The 16,978-nt window shown below is 61.3% G+C and carries 17 protein-coding genes; 11 read left to right on the forward strand and 6 right to left on the reverse strand.

Annotated features, from left to right (window positions below):
• Nucleotides 1-79: 79 nt before the first annotated feature.
• A complete protein-coding gene (locus IEX75_RS13070) occupies nucleotides 80-1,006 on the reverse strand; it encodes a Rieske 2Fe-2S domain-containing protein (protein WP_188794736.1) in 927 nt (308 codons plus the stop codon).
• Between the two features lie 349 nt (nucleotides 1,007-1,355).
• On the opposite strand from IEX75_RS13070, the gene leuS reads away from it, so the two are divergent.
• Genes leuS through nadD form a run of 4 tightly spaced genes read left to right on the forward strand, consistent with a single transcriptional unit; the run spans nucleotide 1,356 to nucleotide 6,259 of the window.
• A complete protein-coding gene (gene leuS / locus IEX75_RS13075; protein WP_188794737.1) occupies nucleotides 1,356-3,989 on the forward strand; it encodes a leucine--tRNA ligase in 2,634 nt (877 codons plus the stop codon).
• A gap of 4 nt (nucleotides 3,990-3,993) precedes the next feature.
• Complete coding sequence (locus IEX75_RS13080; RefSeq protein WP_188794738.1) at nucleotides 3,994-4,587, forward strand: LPS-assembly lipoprotein LptE; 594 nt, start codon at nucleotides 3,994-3,996, stop codon at nucleotides 4,585-4,587.
• A 12-nt stretch (nucleotides 4,588-4,599) separates the two neighbouring features.
• Nucleotides 4,600-5,610: a DNA polymerase III subunit delta gene (gene holA, locus IEX75_RS13085; protein WP_188794739.1), complete on the forward strand. Its 1,011-nt coding sequence runs from the start codon at nucleotides 4,600-4,602 to the stop codon at nucleotides 5,608-5,610.
• 13 nt (nucleotides 5,611-5,623) lie between these two features.
• Complete coding sequence (gene nadD, locus IEX75_RS13090) at nucleotides 5,624-6,259, forward strand: nicotinate-nucleotide adenylyltransferase (RefSeq protein WP_188794740.1); 636 nt, start codon at nucleotides 5,624-5,626, stop codon at nucleotides 6,257-6,259.
• Nucleotides 6,260-6,416: 157 nt separating this feature from the next.
• On the opposite strand, the gene msrB is transcribed toward nadD, so the two are convergent.
• Entirely contained in the window at nucleotides 6,417-7,043 is a 627-nt protein-coding gene (gene msrB / locus IEX75_RS13095; protein WP_188794741.1) for a peptide-methionine (R)-S-oxide reductase MsrB, read from the reverse strand.
• Nucleotides 7,044-7,063: 20 nt separating this feature from the next.
• Nucleotides 7,064-8,788: a cytochrome c biogenesis protein DipZ gene (locus IEX75_RS13100; protein ID WP_188794742.1), complete on the reverse strand. Its 1,725-nt coding sequence runs from the start codon at nucleotides 8,786-8,788 to the stop codon at nucleotides 7,064-7,066.
• 216 nt (nucleotides 8,789-9,004) lie between these two features.
• On the opposite strand from IEX75_RS13100, the gene IEX75_RS13105 reads away from it, so the two are divergent.
• Together IEX75_RS13105 and IEX75_RS13110 are read left to right on the forward strand one after the other, a co-directional pair.
• Nucleotides 9,005-9,586 (forward strand): RNA polymerase sigma factor, encoded by a 582-nt coding sequence (locus IEX75_RS13105; RefSeq protein ID WP_308422137.1) that lies wholly within the window; start codon nucleotides 9,005-9,007, stop codon nucleotides 9,584-9,586.
• A 5-nt stretch (nucleotides 9,587-9,591) separates the two neighbouring features.
• The gene (locus IEX75_RS13110; RefSeq protein WP_188794743.1) at nucleotides 9,592-10,254 is read left to right on the forward strand and encodes an NrsF family protein; all 663 of its coding nucleotides are present in this window, start codon (nucleotides 9,592-9,594) and stop codon (nucleotides 10,252-10,254) included.
• A 25-nt stretch (nucleotides 10,255-10,279) separates the two neighbouring features.
• Here IEX75_RS13110 and shc read toward each other — a convergent pair whose 3' ends face one another.
• Entirely contained in the window at nucleotides 10,280-12,286 is a 2,007-nt protein-coding gene (gene shc, locus IEX75_RS13115; RefSeq protein WP_229720816.1) for a squalene--hopene cyclase, read from the reverse strand.
• A gap of 316 nt (nucleotides 12,287-12,602) precedes the next feature.
• Here shc and rsfS point away from each other — a divergent pair, with 316 nt between their 5' ends.
• The 4 genes from rsfS to IEX75_RS13135 are packed head-to-tail and all read left to right on the forward strand — an operon-like array spanning nucleotide 12,603 to nucleotide 14,594.
• Nucleotides 12,603-12,992: a ribosome silencing factor gene (gene rsfS, locus IEX75_RS13120; protein ID WP_188794745.1), complete on the forward strand. Its 390-nt coding sequence runs from the start codon at nucleotides 12,603-12,605 to the stop codon at nucleotides 12,990-12,992.
• A 13-nt stretch (nucleotides 12,993-13,005) separates the two neighbouring features.
• Nucleotides 13,006-13,476 (forward strand): 23S rRNA (pseudouridine(1915)-N(3))-methyltransferase RlmH, encoded by a 471-nt coding sequence (gene rlmH, locus IEX75_RS13125; RefSeq protein WP_188794746.1) that lies wholly within the window; start codon nucleotides 13,006-13,008, stop codon nucleotides 13,474-13,476.
• A 36-nt stretch (nucleotides 13,477-13,512) separates the two neighbouring features.
• On the forward strand, nucleotides 13,513-13,965 hold the full coding sequence (locus tag IEX75_RS13130) for a GNAT family N-acetyltransferase (RefSeq protein WP_188794747.1): 453 nt from the start codon (nucleotides 13,513-13,515) through the stop codon (nucleotides 13,963-13,965).
• A gap of 53 nt (nucleotides 13,966-14,018) precedes the next feature.
• On the forward strand, nucleotides 14,019-14,594 hold the full coding sequence (locus IEX75_RS13135) for a Maf family protein (protein WP_188794748.1): 576 nt from the start codon (nucleotides 14,019-14,021) through the stop codon (nucleotides 14,592-14,594).
• Nucleotides 14,595-14,635: 41 nt separating this feature from the next.
• On the opposite strand, the gene IEX75_RS13140 is transcribed toward IEX75_RS13135, so the two are convergent.
• Together IEX75_RS13140 and IEX75_RS13145 are read right to left on the reverse strand one after the other, a co-directional pair.
• Entirely contained in the window at nucleotides 14,636-15,442 is an 807-nt protein-coding gene (locus tag IEX75_RS13140; RefSeq protein ID WP_188794749.1) for a CPBP family intramembrane glutamic endopeptidase, read from the reverse strand.
• A gap of 11 nt (nucleotides 15,443-15,453) precedes the next feature.
• Nucleotides 15,454-15,849 (reverse strand): MAPEG family protein, encoded by a 396-nt coding sequence (locus tag IEX75_RS13145; protein WP_188794750.1) that lies wholly within the window; start codon nucleotides 15,847-15,849, stop codon nucleotides 15,454-15,456.
• 100 nt (nucleotides 15,850-15,949) lie between these two features.
• On the opposite strand from IEX75_RS13145, the gene ypfJ reads away from it, so the two are divergent.
• Nucleotides 15,950-16,813 (forward strand): KPN_02809 family neutral zinc metallopeptidase, encoded by an 864-nt coding sequence (gene ypfJ / locus IEX75_RS13150; RefSeq protein ID WP_188794751.1) that lies wholly within the window; start codon nucleotides 15,950-15,952, stop codon nucleotides 16,811-16,813.
• Nucleotides 16,814-16,978: the final 165 nt, after the last annotated feature.

Below are 16,978 nucleotides of genomic sequence, written 5' to 3' on the forward strand. Positions count from 1 at the left end.
TTTGCAGGAAACTTAAGATTGCCCAGGATCAAGTCCTGGGTAACCCAACTTGCGACTGAAAGTGCGCGGGAGCGGTGTTTCAATCGCGCAGATAGAACTGCATCATCCAGCGACGAAATGCGGCAATGTGCATTTCACCTTGCATAAGTTTCGGATCATTGACATGACGTCGATGGTTCCAGATTCGGAAATCTTTTCGTATCTCCTTTACGGTCAACCAGTGCATGAGTGCTCCCACCAATGCCTGGGGCGGCCAACGCAGCACGCGTGGTAGCGCATCGAGCCACCTCACGTGAGTGCTGTCCAGCAGTGTGTATGTCCACTTTAGAGGCGCGATGGGCGTTCCGAATGAATACGATTTCATGAACAGGCCCCATGCAGGCAGTTCACTTTCGGCATAGGCACACCCAACGCCGTAGTTGATCATTCGCACTTTGATCTGCCATCCGAACCAGGATGCTGTCAGATTGACTTCCATCTGGTGTTGCCTGATTTCATGAGACATCGCGACATCGGTCAGATGGTGTACCTGCATGAAATGCGTCGCGTCAGCGGTATTTTCTGGGCCGTAATACGAATAACCCTTCAATTCAAAGCAGGCCTCTTGCGCAGCAGAGAACCCAGCCATGTTGCTGTCCGGTACCTCCCAATCTGGCGCTTTTCCCTTGTTATGGCGCCACACCAACACAGCGCCTGCGCGTTCTTGCACAAGCCATTCATCCAGTTTCGCCCGCGGCGGCGTTCGGCTACGGCCCGCACCTATACAGACGCCGTTCGGCCCGAACACCAGGCCGTGAAACGGGCATACAAGATTTTCACCGTCAACCTTTCCGCCGTAACCGAAATGAGCTCCAAGGTGCGGGCAGTGGGGTTCGATCACACGTACTCGCCCGGAACGTGTTCTGTACACGAGCAACTCATTGCCCATAAAAGCTACGGTGCGCAGCCTGCCGGGCTTGAGGCTGCTGCTTAGGCATACCGCAAACCAGCCGTTGGGATAAAGCATTGGATCAGCATTCCCCCTATCTGGCCTAGTCATATGCATTGCTTTGCCTGCGCTTGAATGTGCATGACCGCTGCAGCGATCGGGTCTAATCGCCGCGAAGTGAAAGCCTTGTGTTTAAAGCTGGTCTGGTCTGTAGAGCTATTCCATACAGCCAAGGTCATTGCCAGGCATTTGCGCCAACTCAGGAAAAAGCCAAAAGGGAAGCAGGCGGGCAGTCAAGGGAAGGGGGGCGTAAATCCTTGACCCGCAGACCCAAGCCAGGCCTCATTTCTGCTAGTCTGCCGGGTCCCACGCAGCGCATGGGCGATGGACGCCTGCGCTGCCGAATACGCATCAACGGCGCCGGATCATGCAGGACAACCAAGACCAGGGTTCACCCAACGACTACAGCCCGCAAGCGGTGGAAGCCGCTGCGCAGCAGTATTGGACCGCGCAGCGCGCGTACGAGGTGAAGGAGGATCCCTCCCGCCCGAAGTTCTACTGCCTGGCCATGCTGCCGTACCCCTCCGGCGCGTTGCACATGGGGCATGTGCGCAACTACACCATCGGCGACGTGATCAGCCGCTACCAGCGCATGAACGGCAAGAACGTGCTGCAGCCGATGGGCTGGGATGCATTCGGCCTGCCGGCGGAAAATGCGGCGATCAAGAACAACACCGCGCCGGCTACGTGGACATACAAGAACATCGACCACATGCGCGACCAGCTCAAGTCGCTGGGCTACGCCATCGACTGGTCGCGCGAGTTTGCCACCTGCCGGCCGGACTACTACCGCTGGGAACAGCTGATGTTCACCCGGCTGATGCAGAAAGGTTTGGCCTACCGCAAGAACGCAGTGGTGAACTGGGACCCGGTCGACCACACCGTGCTGGCCAATGAGCAGGTGATCGACGGCCGCGGCTGGCGCTCCGGCGCGCTGGTGGAAAAGCGCGAGATTCCGCAGTGGTTCCTGAAGATCACCGACTACGCGCAGGAACTGCTAGACGGCCTGGACACCCTGCCTGGTTGGCCGGATGCGGTGAAGACCATGCAGCGCAACTGGATCGGCCGCAGCGAAGGTGTGGACATCCACTTCGCGGTGGAAGGCGAGGTGGAACCGCTGACGGTGTTCACCACGCGTCCCGATACCTTGATGGGCGTCACCTTCGTCTCGATCGCCGGCGAGCATCCGCTGGCGCAGAAGGCTGCTGGCACCAATGCGCCATTGGCTGCATTCCTTGATGAATTGCGCCATGGCGGCGTGTCCGAGGCCGAACTGGAAACGCAGGAAAAGCGCGGCATGGCCACCGGCCTGTTCGCGATCCATCCGGTCACCGGCGATAAGGTGCCGGTGTGGGTGGCCAACTTCGTGCTGATGGGTTATGGCACCGGCGCGGTGATGGCCGTGCCCGGTCACGACGAACGTGATTTCGAGTTCGCGCACAAATACAACTTGCCGATCAAGCAGGTGGTTGCGGTGAGCGGCGATGATGCCGCCTACGATCCGCAGCACTGGAAAGAGTGGTACTCGGACAAGACGCGCGCCGATATGCGCGTGATCAACTCCGGTGACATGGACGGCAAGAATTACCACGACGCTTTCGACTTCATCGCCGGCAAACTGGAAGCGGCCGGCAAGGGCCATCGCCGTGTCAACTGGCGTCTGCGTGATTGGGGCGTAAGCCGCCAGCGCTATTGGGGCTGCCCGATTCCGGTGATCTACTGCGCCAAGTGCGGTGCGTTGCCGGTGCCGGAAGACCAGTTGCCGGTCGTGCTGCCGGAAGATGTGGCGTTCTCCGGCGTGCAGTCGCCGATCAAGGCCGACCCCGAGTGGCGCAAAACCACCTGTCCGCAGTGTGGTGGCGCGGCGGAGCGCGAAACCGACACCTTCGATACCTTCATGGAATCGAGCTGGTATTACGCGCGCTACACCAGCCCCGGCGCAAATGGCCTGGTGGATGAACGCGCCAACTACTGGTTGCCGGTAGACCAATACATCGGCGGTATCGAGCACGCGATCCTGCATCTGCTGTACTTCCGCTTCTATCACAAGCTGATGCGCGATGCGGGGCTGGTGAAGTCGGACGAGCCGGCGACCAATCTGCTGTGCCAGGGCATGGTGATTGCGGAAACCTTTTATCGCGAAAATGCGAATGGTTCGAAGGACTGGATCAACCCCGCCGACGTGGAAATCCAGCGCGATGAAAAAGCGCGCGTGATCGGTGCGGTGCTGAAAGCCGACGGCAAGGCGGTGCTGATCGGCGGCACCGAGAAGATGTCCAAGTCCAAGAACAACGGCGTCGATCCACAGGTGATGGTGGAGAAATTCGGCGCCGACACCGTGCGCCTGTTCTCCATGTTCGCCGCGCCGCCGGAGCAGTCGCTGGAATGGAGCGAGGCCGGCGTGGAAGGCATGGCGCGCTTCCTGCGCCGCTTCTGGCGCGAGGTGATCACGCACGTCGGTCAGCCGGATCATCCGGAAGTCGATCCCTCCAAGCTGGATGTCGGCCAGAAAGCGCTGCGCCGCCAGTTGCACGAAGCCATCCAGAAGGTCAGCGACGACTTCGGCCGCCGCCATGCCTTCAACACCGCCATTGCCGCGCTGATGGAACTGCTCAACGCGCTCGGCAAGTTCACCGACCAGAGCGAACAGGGCCGTGCTGTGCGCCACGAGGCGCTGGAAGCCATGGTGCTGCTGCTCAACCCGGTCGTGCCGCATGTCAGCCACACCTTGTGGCAGGCATTGGGCCATCCGCAGGCCGTGCTGGATGACCAGCCGTGGCCGAAGGTCGACCCCGCCGCGCTGGTGCGCGATTCGCTGACCCTGGCCGTTCAGGTGAACGGCAAGCTGCGCGGCACCATTGAGGTGGCCGCCAACGCGCCGAAGGAAGAAGCCGAAGCGCTGGCGCGCGCGCATTCCAATGTGGCAGCCTTTCTGGAAGGGCAAACGGTGCGCAAGGTGATCGTGGTGCCTGGCAAGATCGTCAACATCGTCGCAGGATGAGTTCATGAACCGCATGCTGAAACTGATCGTGCTGCTGCTGCCCGTGCTCGCACTTGCGGGATGCGGTTTCCACCTGCGTGGCAGCGCGGCCTTGCCCCAGGGCATGCAACGCCTGCACTTGACGGTCGGCGGCGGCGGCGATTTCCAGCGCAAGCTGGCGCGCGCCTTGCTCGCCTCCAACGTCACGCTGGAAGACAAGCCCGGCCCTGGCATTGCCGAATTGCACGTGCCGGCGCAGAACTTCACGGTGCAATCGCTCACCATCAACGGCGCCGCGCAGGTGACGGAATTTGCGGTGCGCTTCCACGTGGTGTTCACGGCGACGGATCCCAACGGCAAGGTCATCGCGCCGGATCAAACCATCGATCTGCAACGTGAATTCAGCTACGACGCCAGCCAGCCGGTGGGTACGCAATCGCAGATGGAACAGATCCAGGGCAGTCTGACCGACGACGCCATCCAGGCCGTGCTGTTCCGACTGCAGGCGATTGCGAAGAACGGCGAAACGGCGGCCGCGAAAGCCGTCGGTCCGTTGCCGGCCAACGCAAGCACCACGCAGAAACCGCCGGAATACATGCCGACACCGATCGGCGATTAAGCAGGCTCCGATATGCCGCTCAATCACATCCAGTGGCAGAAGGCGCTGGCTGCGGATCACCTCAGTCCCGTCTATCTGCTGGCCGGCGAGGAATTGCTGGTGCTGGAAGCCGCCGATGCCTTGCGTGCACAGGCGCGCAAGCTCGGTTATAGCGAGCGTCAGGTACTCGATGTGGGCGCGCATTTCGATTGGGACGATCTGGCGCGTTCGGCAGCGGGCATGTCGCTGTTTGCGACACGCCGCCTGCTCGATCTGCGCTTGCCCACCGGCCGCCCTGGCGTGGAAGGTGCCAAGGCCATCACCGAGTTCTGTCGCAATCCGCCACCGGATGTGAGTCTGCTGATCACTGCCGTGGAATGGAGCAACAAGCACGAAGGCGCGTGGACCAAACAGATCGACAGCGCCGGCAGTGTGGTGATCTTCAACGCACCGCGCCCGAACGAGTGGGAGGCATGGATCGGCGCACGCCTCGCTTCGCGTGGCCTTACCGCCACGTCCGATGCGGTGGCCCTGCTGGCCGAACGCGTGGAAGGCAATCTGCTTGCCGCCGCGCAGGAAATCGACAAGCTGGTGATGCTGCATGGGCAAGGCAAGATCGATGCGGCGGAGATGGAAAGCCTCGTCGCCGACAGTGCCCGCTATGACGTTTTCAAGTTGACGGATGCCGCGCTGGGCGGTGAAGGTGCGCGTGCGTTGCGCATCCTCGATGGCTTGCATGCGGAAGGCGACGAGTTGATCGCGTTGATGGGCTGGCTGGTGAATCAGTTGCAGTTGGCGCTGCGTCTGGCCAATGCACACGACTTCGGTGCGCAGGCGCGCGCGGAACGTCTATGGCCAGCGCGCGAGCAACTGTTCCGCAAGGCGTTGCGCCGTGCGCCGCGCGAGCATTGGATGCAATGCCTGGCGCGGGCGGCGCGCATCGATCGCATGGCCAAAGGACGCGAGGGCGGTGACGCCTGGTTGGAAACGCAGCGACTGATTGCTGCGATGGCCGAGCCGCGTGCTGCGCAAGCGTTGATATAAGCGAGACACAAGCATGAAACCGCTGGCCCTCTTTGGCGGCACCTTCGATCCGATCCACATCGGCCATCTCAGCGTCGCCTGGGAAGCTTCCGAACTGCTCGATGCGGAAGTGCGACTGATGCCAGCCAACGTGCCGCCGCATCGCCCGGCACCGACAGCCAGCGCGACGCAGCGCGTGGAAATGCTGCGTGCTGCTTTGCGCGGTCAGTCGCGCCTTACGCTCGACACGCGCGAGCTGGAGCGCAGTGGTCCGTCCTACACCTACGACACGTTGGAAGAACTGCGCCGTGAAGCCGGTGAACGGCCGCTGGTGTTACTGCTTGGTGCGGATGCGTTTGCAGGCTTGCGTAGCTGGCATCGCTGGCGTGAGTTGTTCAACGTCACGCATATCGGCGTGATTAATCGCCCCGGCATTGATGCATGCGTTCCGGCGGAAGTCGAGCGTGCGGTGGCGGCGCGGCGTACGGATGATCCTGAGGTGATCCGTTCTCAGGCGGCGGGGAAGGTGATCGAGTTGGCGGTGACGCCGCTGGAAGTGTCTGCCACGCGCATTCGCGAGTTGCTGGCGGCGGGACGTGATCCGCGATACCTGCTGCCAGCGGGGTTGTTCGATGATGCGGCGCTGTTGGCGCCGTATCGAGCTCCGTAGGTTGGGGTGCAAACCCCAACATTGCCATATCGATCAGCACCGTGATGTTGGGGTTTACACCCCAACCTACGCATGACGCTGAGTTAACCATCACGCGGGATTCGCTTCTTACTTCAGCCCTCTCCTCGAAAGGGAGAGGGACTGTGGTCAGCAAGCTTCAACCCGCAAACGCCACAAACCGCATTGCCACCGAATTCATGCAATAACGCAACCCGGTCGGCTGCGGACCATCATCGAACACGTGTCCAAGGTGGCCGTCGCAGCCCGCGCAGCTCACTGCGATGCGTTCCATGCCATAGCTGGTATCGCGGATCTCGATCACGTTGCGCTTGGCAATCGGCTGCCAGAAACTCGGCCAACCGGTGCCGGAATCAAATTGCGTGTTGGCATTGAACAATGCCGTGTCACAACCGGCGCAGCGATACATGCCTTTGTGGTTCGGCTTTTCGTGCGGGCCGCTGAAGGCCATTTCCGTACCGGCACGGCGGAGCACATTGAAGGCAGCGGGAGAAAGACGTTGCTGCCATTGCGCATCGGTCAGCACGAGCTTGCGTACATCGCACAGGCCGAGATCGCGGCCGTCCTCATCTGCAAAACATTCGAGCTGCAGCACTTGAAGCGGAGCGGCTGCCATCGGTGTTGCTGCTGCCATAGCGTTACCTCCTTTGCGACCCATCAAGCGTGCGGCTGTCACGGCGCCAAGTGCCACCGCGGCGCCACCTCCAAACAAGGCGAACAGGAATCGCCGGCGATCCATCGCCTTGTCGTCGAATGCGGATGTCATGCCAGTCTCCTGTGAGGGATTCAGCCGAACGTGAACGCGTAGACGTGTACGCCCGGATCGAGAAAGGTGATTTCGAACACGCGCTCGCCGGTGCCATGCGCTTGGCGTACGAGCTGATACAGACGCTGTCCGTTGATGACGCCGTTGCCATCGGCGTCGATGTCCGTGCCGTGATCGTCGCCCGGTGCTTTGCCGTCGAGCGTGACCCGGAAACGGATCGGCTTGCCGTTTTCGCCGGGGCCGAGCACCAGGTGCAGATCGCGGCCGCGGAAGCGATAGACGACGCTGCCATTCGGTTTGTCGAGCGTGGCTTGCTGGGCTTGCACTGTCCACGTGCCATTCAAAGCCCATTGATTGGCAGTGAGCGTATCCGGTGCGCGGTAGTGCCAGCTGTCGCCGTGCGCAATCTGGCCGCCGGCAAAACCTTCGCTGCGCGCATAGCCCACGTAGGTTTCCGGTGAGCGATACATGTCGCCCGAACCTGCTGCTTCCGCACCGGAGGCACCCGGTTGCACGTAGCCGCCCGGCAGATTCTTGTAGCCCGCGTCGCTCAGCAGGCGGCGGATCATGTCTTCGCTGCCGGTGTAATCACCTTCGCCGAAATGATGCGCACGGATCTGCCCATGCGCATCGACAAAGTAATGTGCCGGCCAATATTCGTTGTTGAAGCCTTTCCAGATCGCGTAGTCGTTATCCATCGCCACCGGATAGGTGATGTGGAAATCCTTGATCGCCTTGGCAACGTTGGCGGGATCTTTCTCGAAGGCGAATTCCGGCGAATGCACGCCGATCACCACCAGCCCGTGATCGCGGTATTTCTGCGCCCACGCATTCACGTATGGCAGCGAGCGGATGCAGTTGATGCAGGAATACGTCCAGAAATCGACCAGCACCACCTTGCCGCGCAAGGTTTCGGGCGAGAGTGGCGCGCTGTTGAACCACTGCGTGGCGCCGGATAGCGAAGGCAGTTCGCCTTCCACCGGGAGTGACTGACCTGCCTTGGGTGCGGGTGCGGCTTGCACCGGGGCCGGGCTTACGGCGTCGATCAACTTCTGCTCGATACCTCCCGTGCTGGCCAGCGAAACACGCGTCAGCACACCCGTATCGGCGCCCAAAGCGATGACCGCCACACCGGCCAACACCAGCGCGCCCAAGGCACGGCGCAGCCATTCGCCGGCTCCGAGCGAGCGCTTCATCAGCGCGAACACGCGACCGCCAACAAGCAAGGCTAACGCGAGCGACACGGCCGCGCCGGCAGCGTAAGTAAGCAGCAAGAGCGTTGTTTCCACGCTGGCGCCTTGCAACGCCGCGCCGGTCAGCAGCAAGCCGAGAATGGGCCCGGCACACGGCGCCCACAGCAAGCCAGTGGCGACGCCCAGCCCCGCGGCAGACCACGGTGAATCCTGCTTGGCATCTGCTTTTTCGGTCAGCCGATTGCCGAGCGTGACGAACGGGCGGCTGATCCACTCGGCAAAATGTGGCAGCAACAAGGTCAAGCCAAGCACGGCGAGCACCGCCAATGCGATGTAGCGCCCATATTGATTCGCATGCACGGCCCAGCCGCCACCCACTGCCGCCAAGGTGGCGACCAACGCAAACGTGACGGCCATGGCGATCAGCATCGGTAAACCGTTGCGCGCGAAGGGGCGATCCGCACGTGCGAACACGAACGGCAGCACCGGCAAGATGCAGGGACTGAGGATGGTGACGATGCCGCCGAAGAAGGCAAGGATCAGCAGAAGCATGATGGGCTCGCGTGTCTTGTTCTGACAGGGTATTCGTTGCGCAGGTTTGTGGGTTACATCCTCGTAGGCAGGTAACCAAAGCGTTATGACGTTCGAATCACCTCATGTAACCCCACATGCTTGCAGGCCATGCCCGCTACCTCATCCTTGACCTTTGACGGCCCATGGGTCCTACTACGCCAGCCTTCGCCGAGGAGGCTGATTAGCGACAAGGCCGTGCCCACCGACACCCCAAGTGCCAGCGAACAGGCTGACCAGCAACGGTCCGCATGGATGGCCGCCGCGCAAGCGGGCGACCAGCGCGCCTACACGCGCGTGCTGAACGATTCGGTGGCGCTGATCCGCGCGGTGGCGAGAAGGCAGGGCGTAGCGGTAGATACGCTGGATGACGTGGTGCAGGAAACCCTGCTGACCGTGCATCGCGTGCGGCATACCTTCGATCCCATGCGTTCCTACGATGCATGGCTGTCGGCCATTGCTGCACGCCGCGCCATCGATGTGCTGCGCAGCCATGGGCGCCGCGAGCAGCGCGAAGTGCACGACGAATTTGCCTTCGACATGCATGCTGACCGCGATGACGCCAGCGCCGGTGCCGAGCGCGTGCAGGAGGCGCAGCGCCTGCGCAAAGCGATCAAAACCCTGTCGCCTGGACAGCGCGAGGCGGTGGAACAACTGGGTCTGAAGGAGCACTCGCTGGCCGAGGCTGCCGAACGCACAGGGCGCAATACCGGCGCGTTGAAAGTCAACTTGCATCGCGCTTTGAAAACGCTGCGCGATCGTCTGAATGGAGACTCCTGAACGCAATGTCCGACGCAGCACGCCATGAAGCCTTGATCGACGCGCTTGGCGCGGAGCTGACGCCCGTGCGGCGTCTGCTGCCGCCGTGGCGGCGTGCGCTCGGCTGGCTGCTGGTGGTGTCGGCCATTGCCGCGGTGCTGCTCATGCGTTATGGCTGCAGCACCATGTTGCATCGCTGGGATGCGGCGCCCGATCTGGGCGTGGCGGCGTGCGGTGGCGTGATCACGGCGATCACCGCGGCGCTTGCGTCGTTCGTGCTGGCGGTACCCGGACGCTCCCTCAAATGGGCCTGGTTGCCGGTGCCCAGTGCCTTGCTCTGGATCGGCGCCAGCGGCATGGGCTGCCTGCGTGCCCACATACCGGGCATGCCGGTGATGGATCTGCGTGGTGCGAACGACTGCCTGATCTTCATCATCAGTTTTTCGATTCCGCTGTCCGGCCTGATGATCTGGCTGATTCGGCGCGCTTGCCCGTTGCGTCCGGTCCTTACCGCCGTGCTGGTGGGGCTGGCTAGTGCAGCAGCCTCGGCGAGCTTGCTGGAAATCTGTCATAACTTCGATGCCACGGCCTCGGATCTGATGATGCACGCGGTGGCGGTGGCGATTGTGGTTGGCGCGAATGCCGCGATGGGCGGGCGGTTGTTATTGAAAGGGTTTTCTCAGCGGTAGCAACGCTTGTTTCCCTGTTCGATGGTTACATGCCCATGGCGACACGCGTGACACCGTCGCGTCGCAGGTTTCGGTAGCGGGCAAGCGCCCATAACGGGAAAAATTTAGGGTAGCCGTGATAGCGCAGATAAATGACGCGCGGAATGCCGGTGCCGGTGACGGACGCGTCCTCCCATAGATCGTCCTGGCCCTGTGTAGCCAATAGATAGGAAATGCCGCTGGCAACGGCGGGATGGCTGACTTGGCCTGCGGCCATCAGTCCAAGCAATGCCCAGGCCGTTTGTGACGCCGTGCTCGAGGCCTGCGCAAAATGGCGAGAGTCGTACTCGTAGCTGGCGCAGCTCTCGCCCCAACCCCCGTCCTCGTTCTGGGTGGCTATCAGCCATTGCACTGCCCGTTGCAAGCGTGGGCTGTCATGCGCCACACCGGCGGCGTTCAAGGCGCAAAGGGCTAGCCAGGTGCCGTAGATGTAATTGACGCCCCAGCGGCCATACCAGTTTCCATTGGGTTGTTGTTTCCGCCACAGGTAATCGATTGCGCGATTAGCGGGCTTGCTGTTGGCCGGTAATTGGCCAAGCTGGGAGAGCAGAGATAAGCACCGGGACGATACATCTGCCGTAGGTGGGTCGGTCATGGCGCCGTGATCGGAGAACGGGATGCTATCCAGATAGCTGTGTGTGTTTTCTGCCTCGAAGGCACCCCAGCCCCCGTTATGGCATTGCATGCCCATGATCCATTCCAGGCTGCGTACCACGGCTTCCCGATAGGCTTCGCCGTGGGTGGACTTGTCCGCGCGGTCCATCGCCGCGGCGACGGTGGCGGTATCGTCGACATCGGGGTAATGGACATTGGCGTATTGAAACGCCCAGCCGCCGGGTCGTACGTTCGGTCGGCATGTTGCCCAATCGCCACGTACGTCCAGAATCTGGTGCTGACGCAACCAGTCAAGTCCGCGCATGGCTGCCGCCTGGGCGACGGGCGTGCCTGCTTCAAGCAGGGCATGCGCGATGAATGCCGTATCCCATACCGGCGATCGGGAAGCCTGGCAATACGCCTCGCGATCACCTATGGCCAGGAAATGCTCCACCGCCTGGCGCGCCATCGCAGGCAAAGGATGATTTCGTGGGTAACCCAGCGCGTCGTACATCATGACCACCATGGCTGCGGCGGCAAAAATGCCCCCTAGTCCTTCTTCGCCATCCAGCCGTTCGCCGACGAAAGCCACCGCGCTGTCGATGGCGCGCTGTCGGTTGTGCTTTGGAAATAGATGTTCCATTGCCCTGAGCATGGCATCGAGGCTACGAAAAAGCGCAAACAGCCCGGCGCTTTGGTGCGGTGTGCGTGGCAGCAAATGCAAGCTGGACGGCGCGACATTGAACAGTTCGTCGATCCCGACCTTGTATGCGTTTCTGGCTTGAGGTCGTTTGGCATTCACGACAAGCAGCGGCACCAGGAAGGAGCGCGCAACCGGCGACATTTTCCACAAATGCAACGGAAACCATGCCGGCAATTGCATGATCTCCACGGGCATCATCGGCACAGCCCGCCACGGAACGATGCCATGCAAGGCGAGCAGCGTGCGTGTGAACACGTTCGATGCCTCGGCGCCTCCATGCGAGAGAATGGCGCGCCGGGCGCGCTGCATGGGCTCGCTGTCTTCAGCCTCGCCCATGATCTTGAGCGCGTAATAGGCTTTGGCGCTGCTGCTTATGTTGATTGGACCACCGGTATACAGCGGCCAGCCGCCGTCCGCGAGTTGCCTGCGGTGAAGATAACGCGCGATCTTTTGATGCAGTTCGAGCTTGGGCGCTTCGCCCAGGTAATGCGTAAGCATGACGTATTCGGCGGTGCCGCTGGCGTCGGTTTCCAGCTCGTAAACCCAGTGGCCGTCCGGCTGCTGTGCGTTCATCAGGCTTTGCGCCGCGCGATCGATGGCGTTTTCAATCGAGAAAAGATGTCCCGTATCCGCCTTCCGTTGCCCATGCGGAGTGCTATGTGTAGCGGACGCAGCGGTGGACGTCTGAGTATCCAATCCCAGCCCCATACCGAATTCGCTTCTTGGGGCGCATAGATATGAAGGGCGCCCTGTAAATGGTTTGTCTGGATGCTGTGAACCGGCAGAGAATCATTCCAGTGGTGTGATCCAGGCGGCGAAAGTCGGTTTTTGCGCTACGCCACGCGGGTTCGAACTGGCGTCCGACATCATCATCCCAGATGTTCGCGAGACGGCCTCTGGGGTGCTTGTCAGTCTGGCCGACCACAGAGCGCTTGACGTCCCGTCATGGCAGGGCGGATATACTGTACTCGCGCGATCCTGCGCTGCCGAAACGCCTAAGAGGCCCTAACTCTTGACCACCATTCGTCATACCAAGGCCGTCAACACGGCCGCCCTGCGCAAGACCGTCATCGCCGCCCTTGAAGACCTCAAGGCCAAGGACATCCGAGAAATTGATGTACGCGGCAAAACCTCTATCGCCGACCTGCTCGTGATTGCTTCCGGCACCTCGGCACGCCACGTGAAATCTATCGCCGACGAAGTCGTCAAGTTCGCCAAGCAGGCGGGCGTGATGCCGCTGGGTGTCGAAGGCGAACAGGAAGCCGAGTGGGTGCTGGTGGACCTGGGCGACGTCATCGTGCACGTGATGCTGCCGCGCATTCGCGAGTTCTACGGCCTGGAGCGCCTGTGGACCGTGGGTGACCGCGACGCCGAGGGCGAAGCTGCCTTAGCGACAGGCTGAGAGAAAAACCGGCATGCGCGCCCGCCTGATCGCCATCGGCGAACGCATGCCCGCATGGGTTGCAGAAGGGTTTGCCGAATACCGTAAACGGCTCTCCCACGATTTGCCCCTCGAATTGATCGAACTGAAGCCCGGCGTGCGCGGCAAAGGCCGGGACGATGCGCGTGCGATGCAAGATGAAGGCGCCGCCATCCTCAATGCGCTGCCGCGCGACATCCATGTGATTGCGCTCGATGGCCGCGGCAAAACGTGGTCCAGCGAGGAATTGGCCGAACAACTGGCGAAATGGCGCATGGCGGGGCGTGACCTGGCTTTTCTTATCGGTGGCCCTGACGGCCACGCGGCGGAAGTGTTAGCCCGCGCCGATCAAAAGTGGTCATTGGGACCGCTTACCCTCCCCCATATGCTGGTGCGGCTGGTGCTGGTGGAGCAGCTTTATCGCGCGACCACTTTGCTGGCAGGGCATCCGTACCATCGCGCATGAAGGCGGTGGCGTCACTGCATTGTCATGGGAGTTGTCATGCGCTTTCAGGTTCGGCTGGCGAGCATCCACGATCTCGACATGCTCGTACCGTTGTTCGACGGTTACCGGCAGTTTTATCGGCAAGCTGCCGATCCGGCAGGTTCGCGCGCTTTTCTTGCGGAGCGTTTTGCGCACCTTGAATCGGTGATTCTCCTGGCGAGCGATGAGCAGGGCGAAGGTCTTGGTTTCGTGCAGCTGTATCCGTTGTTTTCATCCGTACGCACAGTACGCGTTTATCTGTTGAATGATCTATTCGTGGCACCGCTTGCGCGTAGATATGGCGTAGCGAGCGCCTTGCTCCGCGCAGCGGCCGATCATGCGCGCGCGCTTGGTGCAGCCCGCTTGTGGCTGCAGACAGCGCAGGACAATACGCCCGCACAAGCACTTTATGAATCGCTCGGGTGGCAACGCGATCATGAATTTTGCGATTATGGTCTGCCGTTGAGGTAGACGCGCACGCATCGCTGCACGCTGTGCGCACAGGTGAGCAAAGGGAGAACATCGTGCTTTATCTGGCTTCGCAATCCCCGCGCCGACGCGAGTTGCTCGGGCAGCTCGGCGTTAGCTTTTCCATTCTTGACGTGAACGTGGTCGAGGTGCCGTTTCCGGAAGAATTGCCAGTGGATTACGTGCAACGCGTAGCTCGCGACAAGGCTCAAGCGGGATGGGAGTCGCTGAATCGTGAGACGCAAGCCCATGCGCTGGTGCTCGCCTCGGATACGGAAGTGGTCTTGGGTGATCGAATTTTCGGCAAACCGAAAGATGCCGACGATGCCGTACAAATGCTGCAGGCCCTTTCCGGCCGCACACACGACGTGATGTCGGCGGTGTGTGTGATGTCGGCCAAGCGGGAGCACGGCGATGTGTGCATCTCGCGCGTACGTTTTGCAGAGTTGGATGAAGCTGACATTGCTGCCTACGTGGCGACAGGTGAGCCATTCGGCAAGGCGGGGGCGTATGCGATCCAGGGCAAGGGGGCTACGTTGATCCAATACCTGGAAGGGAGTTATTCGGGAGTGATGGGGCTGCCGGTGTTTGAGACGGCCAGGTTGTTGCGAGGTTTTGGTTTGTCTGTTTGAGCTTCAACCTGTAACCCGGCCATGGAGGCTGCGATTGAAAGTCACGCCGCCGCAAATAACGCCACTAGCGCAAACAGGTTGTACAACCCATGCGCCAGAATCGCCGGCCATAGTGATCCGGATTTCAAACGCAGCCAGCATAAGGCCACCGCGAACAGCATCAGGTTAGGTAGCGCGTACCACTGAAAATCCAGGCCAGACAGATGTACCAGACTGAACAGCGCCGCACATAGGGCGACGGACAGCGCGGTAGACATCCGACGCATCAGTGCGGAAAGCAGCACACCGCGAAACATCAGCTCTTCAATCATCGGTCCTACCGTTACCGCCACGATGGCCAACGGCAAACGCAGATGATCCGACGCGTGCTGGGTGAGTTCTTGCACGTTCTGCGTCACTTCGTGGCCATGTGCCAGCAGCTGCGTGAGCAGTGCACCCACGGGCGGCATCACCACGCCGACCAGCAGGGCCGTGACATACCAGCGCGAATTTGCCGGCGTGTTGAAACCGAAGCCGGGTGGTTCGGCTTGCAACCACAGCTGCGGCCACTGGCGGCGCACCAGCCAGAACAAGAGCAGTGCAATCAGCGGCAGCGCAACGATCATCAGCATGGCGCTGCTGTCCACGTGTCGCAGCACGTTCATCACATGCTTGTGCACGCCGGCGAACGAGAGCTGTGGATGACGTATTTTTTCCAGCACGCCAACAGCCAGGCCCATCAGTACGCCAGCACCAACCTGCAACAGGAAATACAGCAGCACCAAGCCGAGCGCGTGAAGCACACCGGGGGGATTGGATGGAGGCTGCGGTACGGCCGGTGGGGCCGGCTTGAGCGTCGGCGTTGTCATCGATACGCGTGTCAGCCGGCCAGCAGTGCACGCCCCAGGCCCAGTACACCCATCACCAGTGCTGCCGCCCAACCCACCATGCTCACCATGTAGCCCGGGCCACGCTTGCTAGCGTTACCCAGGTAAGCCATGGCATACCACACGCGCCCGATGACCCACACCAGTCCGGCGATGCCACCCCAGAACACATAGCCGTAATGTGCCGCCAACCATAATGTCGGCAGAAACATCACCGTGCTCTCCAACGTATTCATCTGCACGCGGTAGGCCCGTTCGAAGGCGGGGTGGCCGCTGACGGCAGGGGCTTCGATGCCGTACTTGCCTCGCGCATGACCTACCGCCCACATCGTGCCGAATTGTAGAAGGACCGTCAGCAAGGTGACCAAGGCGGGTAGGTTCTGAGTCATAAGGCGCATATCTAGGGGAAAGAAGCGCCACTGTAGCGGTTTGGTGCCATGCTGTGGGGGTGACTGATGGCTGCATGGCGCAGCCTGTGAGGGAGGCATTATGGACTGGCAGAAGGGCGAAGAAAGTCAGAATGTCGAAGTCGACCAGGGCGGTGGCGGTCGCGGGTTTGGTGGATTCGGTGGTGGACGACTGGGGATCGGTGGTCTGCTGATCCTGGCGTTGCTGGGCTGGATTTTTTTCAAGAATCCACTCGCGCTGCTTAGTCAAGGCGGCGGGCAACCGAGCACCGCCGTACCCAACAGTCAGCCGGCGCAGGTGGATCCGCAGCAGATGGAGTTCGTACGCCGCGTGCTGGGTTCTACCGAGAAAACCTGGGGCGATATTTTTGCGGGCATGGGACGCACGTATGTCGATCCCAAGCTGGATCTGTTCAGTGGCGGTGTGAACACCGCATGTGGTGCGGCGTCGACGGCTGTGGGGCCGTTCTACTGCCCTGCAGATCAGAAGGTTTACCTGGATCTGGACTTCTTCCGTGAACTGGAAACACGGTTTCATTCCAGCGGCGATTTCGCGCGCGCCTACGTGATTGCGCACGAAGTAGGCCATCACGTGCAGAACCAGCTGGGCATCTTCGCCAAGACCACCCAGATGCAACGCCAAGGCGCAACGATGCAAGGCGCTACCGGTCTTTCCGTACGGCAGGAACTGCAGGCCGATTGTTTCGCTGGCGTGTGGGCCAATCGCACGCAGCAGCGCTTGCAGTGGCTGCAACCAGGCGATGTGGAATCTGCCCTCAATGCGGCCAGTCAGATCGGCGATGACACCTTGCAGCGCGAGGCGCGAGGCACGGTGGTGCCGGATTCGTTTACACACGGCACCTCGGAGCAGCGGGTGAAGTGGTTCAAAACTGGGTTGCAGAGTGGGGATATTCGGTCGTGCGATACGTTTAGTGGTGCACTGTAATGGCTCCCTAGCCAGGAACATCCGTTTGGCGAAATGCTTCATGGCCGTCATTCCCGCTTTCGCGCACTGCTGTCCGGGAAACTTTTAGCTTGCCGGATCGCCCCCTCCCCTACGTGTAGTAGGGGAGGGTTGGGGTGGGGTGAAGCAACCTCGCGAGAGGTTCCG

This window comes from Dyella nitratireducens (genome assembly GCF_014642835.1).
In the GTDB taxonomy this organism is placed as follows: Bacteria; Pseudomonadota; Gammaproteobacteria; order Xanthomonadales; family Rhodanobacteraceae; genus Dyella_B; species Dyella_B nitratireducens.

Bases quoted from the DNA above. Each gene is read 5' to 3' on its own strand.
- IEX75_RS13100 (WP_188794742.1), bottom strand. From the start codon at position 8,788: ATGCTTCTGCTGATCCTTGCCTTCTTCGGCGGCATCGTCACCATCCTC.
- nadD (WP_188794740.1), top strand. From the start codon at position 5,624: ATGAAACCGCTGGCCCTCTTTGGCGGCACCTTCGATCCGATCCACATC.
- leuS (WP_188794737.1), top strand. From the start codon at position 1,356: ATGCAGGACAACCAAGACCAGGGTTCACCCAACGACTACAGCCCGCAA.
- IEX75_RS13145 (WP_188794750.1), bottom strand. From the start codon at position 15,849: ATGACTCAGAACCTACCCGCCTTGGTCACCTTGCTGACGGTCCTTCTA.
- IEX75_RS13140 (WP_188794749.1), bottom strand. From the start codon at position 15,442: ATGACAACGCCGACGCTCAAGCCGGCCCCACCGGCCGTACCGCAGCCT.
- holA (WP_188794739.1), top strand. From the start codon at position 4,600: ATGCCGCTCAATCACATCCAGTGGCAGAAGGCGCTGGCTGCGGATCAC.
- rlmH (WP_188794746.1), top strand. From the start codon at position 13,006: ATGCGCGCCCGCCTGATCGCCATCGGCGAACGCATGCCCGCATGGGTT.
- msrB (WP_188794741.1), bottom strand. From the start codon at position 7,043: ATGACATCCGCATTCGACGACAAGGCGATGGATCGCCGGCGATTCCTG.
- IEX75_RS13080 (WP_188794738.1), top strand. From the start codon at position 3,994: ATGAACCGCATGCTGAAACTGATCGTGCTGCTGCTGCCCGTGCTCGCA.
- IEX75_RS13070 (WP_188794736.1), bottom strand. From the start codon at position 1,006: ATGCTTTATCCCAACGGCTGGTTTGCGGTATGCCTAAGCAGCAGCCTC.
- ypfJ (WP_188794751.1), top strand. From the start codon at position 15,950: ATGGACTGGCAGAAGGGCGAAGAAAGTCAGAATGTCGAAGTCGACCAG.
- IEX75_RS13130 (WP_188794747.1), top strand. From the start codon at position 13,513: ATGCGCTTTCAGGTTCGGCTGGCGAGCATCCACGATCTCGACATGCTC.
- IEX75_RS13110 (WP_188794743.1), top strand. From the start codon at position 9,592: ATGTCCGACGCAGCACGCCATGAAGCCTTGATCGACGCGCTTGGCGCG.